Source organism: uncultured Novosphingobium sp. (assembly GCF_964277725.1).
Lineage (GTDB): Bacteria > Pseudomonadota > Alphaproteobacteria > Sphingomonadales > Sphingomonadaceae > Novosphingobium > Novosphingobium fluoreni.
This window is the reverse complement of record NZ_CAXYKL010000080.1, coordinates 1-5,401: the sequence shown is the minus strand read 5'-3', so window position 1 is coordinate 5,401 and position 5,401 is coordinate 1. Positions and strand designations below refer to the sequence as shown.

At 64.9% G+C, this 5,401-nt stretch carries 2 protein-coding genes and 1 pseudogene; 2 read left to right on the top strand and 1 reads right to left on the bottom strand.

Annotation, left to right across the window (positions count from 1 at the left end):
• The first annotated feature begins 33 nt into the window (after positions 1-33).
• Positions 34-2,325, top strand: a complete 2,292-nt coding sequence (glyS, locus tag ACHWRX_RS04695; protein ID WP_394658278.1) for a glycine--tRNA ligase subunit beta — start codon at positions 34-36, stop codon at positions 2,323-2,325.
• A gap of 116 nt (positions 2,326-2,441) precedes the next feature.
• Positions 2,442-5,105, top strand: coding sequence for a pyruvate, phosphate dikinase (gene ppdK, locus ACHWRX_RS04690; protein ID WP_394658279.1), 2,664 nt, complete (start codon positions 2,442-2,444; stop codon positions 5,103-5,105).
• A 21-nt stretch (positions 5,106-5,126) separates the two neighbouring features.
• Here the strand turns inward: ppdK and ACHWRX_RS04685 are convergent.
• Positions 5,127-5,401 (bottom strand): annotated as a pseudogene (locus ACHWRX_RS04685) (methyltransferase); the annotation flags it as partial.

Sequence of the window (5,401 nt, the reverse complement as noted above, 5' to 3'; positions counted from 1 at the left end):
GCGTGAAACCGTCAAGCGAGCGGCCTGAACATCATGACCGACTTCCTGCTCGAACTGCGTTCCGAGGAAATCCCCGCCCGCATGCAGGCCGGCGCGCGCGCCGATCTGGAAAAGCTGTTCCGCAAGGAACTTGCCGCTGCCGGTGTCCAAGCCGGCGCGATCACCGTCTGGTCCACGCCGCGTCGCCTGGCGCTGATCGCCCGTGATCTGCCACAAGCGACGCAGCCGGTGCAGGAGGAAACCAAGGGTCCTGCGCTGGGCGCGCCCGCACAGGCGATGGACGGCTTCCTGCGCAAGGTCGGGCTGACGCAGGCTCAGCTCGAAGTCCGCGATCTTAAAGGCAAGCAGACTTACTTCGCGGTCATCGAAAAGCCTGGTCGTGCCGTGGCGGACGTGCTGGCAGAGGCGATCCCCGCGATCGTCCGCGCGTTCCCCTGGCCCAAGTCGATGCGGTGGGGCACGGCCTCGATCAGCACCGAAAGCCCGCGCTGGGTGCGCCCGCTTTCCGGCATCGTCGCCATCTTCGGCGAAGACCTGGTGGCTTGCGAGGCGGGCGGCGTGCAGAGCGGCTACGCGACGCTTGGCCATCGCTTCCACCACGCGGGCGAGATCACCATCGGCGGCGCGCATGACTATGCGGACAAGCTGCGCGCCTGCCACGTCATCGTCGACCATGAGGAGCGCCAGGCGATCGTGCGCGATGGCGCGCGCGCCGCGGCCGAAGCCGCGGGTCTCACGCTGGTCGAGGACGAGGGGCTGGTGGTGGAGAACGCGGGCCTCACCGAATGGCCGGTGCCGCTGCTCGGTCGTTTCGGAGAGGCGTTCCTGGAAGTCCCGCCCGAAGTGATCCAGCTGACCGCGCGGGTGAACCAGAAGTATTTCGTGTGCGAGGCCGACGGCAAGCTCGCCAACGCCTTCGTCTGCACCGCCAACATCGAGGCGTCAGACGGTGGCGAGGCGATCGTCGCGGGCAACCGCAAGGTCCTCGCCGCGCGGCTTTCGGATGCCCGGTTCTTCTGGGACACCGACCGCAAGACCACGCTGGCCGATCAGGCGAAAAAGCTGGAGCGTATCACCTTCCACGAAAAGCTGGGCACCGTCGCCGACAAGGTCGAGCGCGTCGCCAAGCTGGCCGAGTGGCTGGCGAGCGAGGGCATCGTCCCGAACTGCGATCCTGCCCTGGCTCGCCAGGCGGCGGAACTGTGCAAGGCCGATCTTGTCACCGAGATGGTTGGTGAGTTCCCCGAACTCCAGGGCCTCATGGGCGGCTATTACGCCCGCGCCGAGGGCCTTCCGGACGCCGTCGCCGACGCTATCCGCGACCACTACAAGCCGGTCGGGCAGGGCGATGGTGTCCCAACTGCGCCGGTGACAGTCGCGGTGTCGTTGGCCGACAAGCTAGATACTCTTGTTGGCTTCTTTGTCGCGGGTGAGCCGCCGACAGGATCCAAAGATCCCTTTGCGCTGCGGCGCAGTGCCCTGGGGATAATTGCACTTATTCTCACGAATTGCCGCGCACCGCTCGGGCGAATCATAGGTAAAGCGGCATCCCTTTTGTGGGACGAACAGAAAAGCTCCTTCCCGTCGGATGTGTACACAGCCTGGCGGCAGAAAATCGAGAACTTCTCGTGGGAAGCTAGCTTTGCTGGGGACCGGCCTGACGAACGTGAGGTTGCTACTGGGCCCGGTGGTTTTTGGAAGGTGACCTTTACTGTCGGACTCTTCGATCTTCCGACATTCTTCGCCGATCGCCTCAAAGTCCAGCAACGCGAAGCCGGTGTGCGCCACGACCTGATCGACGCCGTGTTCGCGCTGGGCGGGGAGGACGATCTCGTCCGGCTGCTCGCCCGCGTCCGTGCCTTGCAGGCGTTCATCGGCACCGAGGATGGCAAGAACCTCCTCGCGGGCTACAAGCGCGCTGCCAACATCCTCAAGAAGGAAGACTGGCACGGCGTCCAGGGCGAGATTTCGCAAAGCGGCGAGGAAGACCCGCTGGCCATGGTCGACGATCCCGATCTCGCCCCCGTCATCGCCGCCAAGATGGCCGAGCGGCAGGCCTTGTCCTACACGCCCGAACCCGCCGAGCAGTCCTTGATGGACGCACTCGCCACGGCCGCGCCCAAGGCCGAGCAGGCGGTCGGTGCGGAGGACTTTGCCGGGGCCATGGCCGCGCTGGCCTCGCTGCGCGCTCCGATCGACGCCTTCTTCGATGACGTGACGGTCAACGATGCCGATCCCGCAAAGAGACAGGCCCGCCTGGGACTGCTTGATCAATTCCGTGCTGCAGTGCACAACGTTGCGGATTTTTCACGCATCGAGGGCTGACGGGCCGCGCTGATTTTCCGGCCCCGCCACGCCTTCTTTGTGAACGAATTTAGGGCTTGTCGCGGGGTGACAATCCTCGCACGTGGGAAGAAGAAAAACCGATGGGCACCGATACTATGGTCAAGCAGGTCTATACTTTCGGCGGCGGCGTGAAGCATGACGATCCGCGCACGCGGGACAAGGTGATCACGGGCGGCAAGGGCGCCAACCTGGCCGAGATGGCCGGCATCGGCCTGCCAGTGCCGCCGGGCTTCACCATCACCACGGAAGAATGCGTGAAGTACCTGGCGGAAGGGGCCAACTTCTCCGATCAGCTACGCGCCGACGTGGCCGAGGCGTTGACTCATATCGAAAAGACCGTCGGCAAGAATTTCGGCGATGCCGCCGATCCGCTGCTGGTTTCCGTCCGGTCAGGCGCGCGCGTCTCCATGCCGGGCATGATGGACACGGTGCTGAACCTGGGCCTCAACGACCAGACGGTGGAGGGTCTCGTCACCGCATCGGGCGATGAGCGCTTTGCGTGGGACAGCTATCGCCGTTTCATCCAGATGTACTCCGACGTCGTGCTGGGCGTGGAGCACCATCTGTTCGAGGAAGCGCTGGAGATCGCCAAGGAAGATAACGGCTATCTCAACGATACGGAATTGACCGCCGGCGACTGGCAGAAGATCGTGGCCGAATACAAGGCCATCGTCGACAAGGAGCTGGGCAGACCGTTCCCGCAAGACGTGCAGGAGCAGCTGTGGGGCGCGATCCAGGCAGTGTTCGACAGCTGGGATTCAGATCGCGCCAAGGTCTATCGCCGCCTCAACGACATCCCGGGTGACTGGGGTACGGCCGTCAACGTGCAGGCCATGGTGTTCGGCAACATGGGCGATACCTCGGCAACCGGCGTTGCGTTCACTCGTGATCCCGCGACCGGCAAGAAGGCCTACTACGGCGAGTGGTTGGTCAACGCGCAGGGCGAGGATGTCGTCGCCGGCATCCGCACGCCTCAGTACCTGACCAAAGCCGCGCGCGAGCGGGCCGGGGCCAAGCCGCTCTCCATGGAAGAGGCAATGCCCGACGCCTACGGCGAACTGGCCGACGTGTTCGAGCTGCTGGAAAAGCACTACAAGGACATGCAGGACATCGAGTTCACCGTGGAGCGCGGCAAACTGTGGATGCTGCAGACCCGCTCAGGCAAGCGCACCGCCAAAGCTGCGCTCAAGATGGCGGTAGACATGGTGGCAGAGGGTCTGATCGACGAGCGGACCGCGATTTTGCGCGTCGATCCGATGGCGCTAGACCAGTTGCTTCACCCCACGCTGGACCCCAAGGCGACGCGCGATGTGCTGGCCAAGGGCCTGCCCGCCTCGCCAGGCGCTGCGTCAGGCACGATCGTGCTGGATGCCGATACCGCCGAAAAGCGCGCCGAACTGGGCGAAAGCGTGATCCTCGTCCGCGTCGAAACGTCCCCTGAGGACATTCACGGCATGCATGCCGCCAAGGGCATCCTCACCGCGCGTGGCGGCATGACCAGCCACGCCGCCGTCGTGGCGCGTGGGATGGGCCGCTGCTGTGTCTCGGGTGCGTCGGCGGTGTCGATCGACATGAAGGGCCGGACGCTGAAGATCGGCAGTCGCAGCCTGAAGGAAGGCGATGTCATCACGCTGGATGGCTCGACCGGAGACATCATGGCCGGGGAAGTACCGACCGTGGAGCCCGAACTCGCCGGTGACTTTGCCGAGCTGATGACCTGGGCCGACAAGCACCGCCGCATGAAGGTGCGCACCAACGCCGAGACCCCGGCCGATTGTAAGATGGCGCGGCAGTTCGGCGCGGAAGGTATCGGCTTGTGCCGCACCGAGCACATGTTCTTCGATGCTTCCCGCATCTCGGCGGTACGCCAGATGATCCTGGCCGAGGACGAGGCGGGCCGCCGCGCCGCTCTGGACAAGCTCCTGCCGGAACAGCGTGACGATTTCGCGCAGATATTCATGGTCATGGCCGGCCTGCCGGTGACGATCCGCCTGCTCGACCCGCCGCTGCATGAGTTCCTGCCGCAAGGCGATGCCGAGTTTGCCGAACTGTCCGAGACGATCGGCATCGGCGTCGACACGCTCAAGCGCCGCGCGGATGAGTTGCATGAGGCCAATCCGATGCTTGGCCATCGCGGCTGTCGCCTGGGGATCACCTTCCCGGAAATTTACGAGATGCAGGCGCGCGCGATCTTCGAGGCGGCTTGCGACGTGATTGACAAGGTGGGTGAGGCGCCGGTGCCCGAAGTGATGATTCCGCTGGTCGCCACCAAGCGCGAAGTGGCGATCCTCAGAAAGCTGGTCGACGATACCGCCGCGAAGGTCTTCGCCGAGAAGGGCAAGTCGGTCGACTATATGGTCGGCACGATGATCGAGCTGCCACGCGCCGCGCTGATGGCGGGCGAGATCGCGGAGGAGGCTAGGTTCTTCTCATTCGGCACCAATGACCTGACGCAGACGACGCTAGGCGTCTCGCGCGACGATGCGGCGCGGTTCCTCTCGCCCTATGTGGAGAAGGGCATCTACGCGCGCGATCCGTTCGTCAGCCTGGATATCGAAGGCGTAGGCCAATTGGTCCAACTGGGCGCCGAGCGTGGCCGGGCGACTCGCGCAGACCTTAAGCTGGGCATCTGCGGTGAGCATGGTGGCGATCCGGCCTCGATCGCGTTCTGCGAAAAGGTCGGCCTCGATTACGTCAGCGCTTCTCCGTATCGCGTGCCAATCGCGCGGCTCGCGGCGGCACAAGCTGCGCTGGCTTGAGACTTGGAAAGGCTGGCGGGTTTACCGCCGCCAGCCTGACAACGTGAGGATTTCGAACCGTTCGACGGTTCGGCCGTCGCTTCCGGCAGTGCGAAAGGCTGCCGCCGCTCGCGCATAGGCGGCTTTGCCCAAGGGCGGGCCGGGGTCGGAAAGGACGTTCGACACGCCCTGCGCGCGCAAGTCATCGATCGCGCGCTTGAGAGACCGGAACCCCACGTCCAGATGGCGCGAATCCGCGACCGGATCGGCAAAGCCAGCCCGCTGCAGCAATTGCGCCCCGGCGCGGACGTCCACCA

Coding starts and splice junctions, on each gene's coding strand:
- ppdK (WP_394658279.1), top strand. CDS start 2,442: ATGGTCAAGCAGGTCTATACTTTCGGCGGCGGCGTGAAGCATGACGAT.
- glyS (WP_394658278.1), top strand. CDS start 34: ATGACCGACTTCCTGCTCGAACTGCGTTCCGAGGAAATCCCCGCCCGC.